The following is a 1,208-nucleotide window of genomic DNA, read 5'->3' on the forward strand; positions in this document are numbered from 1 at the left end:
GTCCGGGGCGGCCGGCCCCCGCCCGCCCCGGACCGCTCACCAGTGGGTGAGCTTCAGCTCTCCCAGCTCCGCCAGGGCCACGCGCCCCTCCTCCGCCAGGACGCGCACCGTCTCCTCCGCCTCGGAGAGGGTGACGTAGCGGCCCCGCGACACGGCCTCGGCGGGCGAGGGGCTCTCCATCCACAGCCGGGGACCGCTCTCCCACACCATCTGCACGACGGCGCCGCTCGGGGCGGTGAACACCGCGAACGTGCCCTTGCTCGGGGTGAGTTGGTGGACGACCAGGCGCGCGGCGGCCGTCTCCAGGGGTTCGGCGTAGTCCATGAAGCCGAGGCCCTCCTCGGCGGCGTCCGCGTAGTGGACCTCCACCAGCCCGGTGTGGGCGGAGCGGGCCTCCTCGCGCGGCCAGACGGCGCCCACCACCCAGCGGCTGAGGGGCTCCTCCACGCGCTCGCGGGACAGCGCCGGTCCGTGCCGGACGCGCAGGAGGTCGAAGTCGCGTTCGAGGGCGATGGTGTGGCCCCGGTCGCTGCTCAGCGTGGCGACGAAGAAGCGCGGCAGCCAGGGCAGGACCATCCGGGACAGCTCGCGGACGCTCACGCGGCCCTGGTAGTGGGAGACCCACTCGGGGACCTCGTAGGGCCCCGGGTTGTTGAAGGACACGTGGACCATGGGCTCGCCGTCCACGGCGGGCCCGGGGAAGGCGGCCCCCCGGCCGAAGCGGCGGCGGTTCCAGTCCATACCGACGTGGAGCTTGCGGTCGGGGTCGCCGTCCCACTCGACCGTGAGCCCGTGGGCGCGCAGTGCCTCGGCCACCTCCTCCCCCACGGCGGCGCGGCGGATCGGGTGGCTGGCCCCGAAGCCGATGGTGAGCGAGGATCCCGCGACCGCGTGCGCGGCGTCCTGGTCGTGGTAGAAGGCGTACCCGCGCGCCGGGGTGTCGGCGGGTCTGGAGTTGCGGGCGGCGAGTTCGCCCTCCAGGGCGGTTCTGGCGCAGCGCTCGCAGCAGGTGAACTCCTCGCGGGCGATGACGCCGGACTCGTCCAGGGCGCGGAAGGCGCGCGTGAGGCGCTCGCCGTCGGTGCGGGCGGGCCAGCGGCGCTGGCGCTGGACGTGTTCGGCCAGGACCCGGTCCACGTGGTCGTGGAGCCGGGCGGAGGCCTCGCGGACCTCCCGCCCGCCGGGGTCGCCGTCCTCCAGCGTGTCGA

The 1,208-nt window shown here is 75.3% G+C and carries 1 protein-coding gene; it reads right to left on the bottom strand.

The window, feature by feature from the left end; genetic code table 11:
- Positions 1-36: 36 nt before the first annotated feature.
- Positions 37-1,208: DUF6891 domain-containing protein (locus DQW06_RS26965; protein ID WP_117199544.1), on the bottom strand; the 1,172-nt coding region annotated here is incomplete at its 5' end.

This window comes from Nocardiopsis sp. TNDT3, assembly GCF_003427465.1.
GTDB lineage: Bacteria > Actinomycetota > Actinomycetes > Streptosporangiales > Streptosporangiaceae > Nocardiopsis > Nocardiopsis dassonvillei.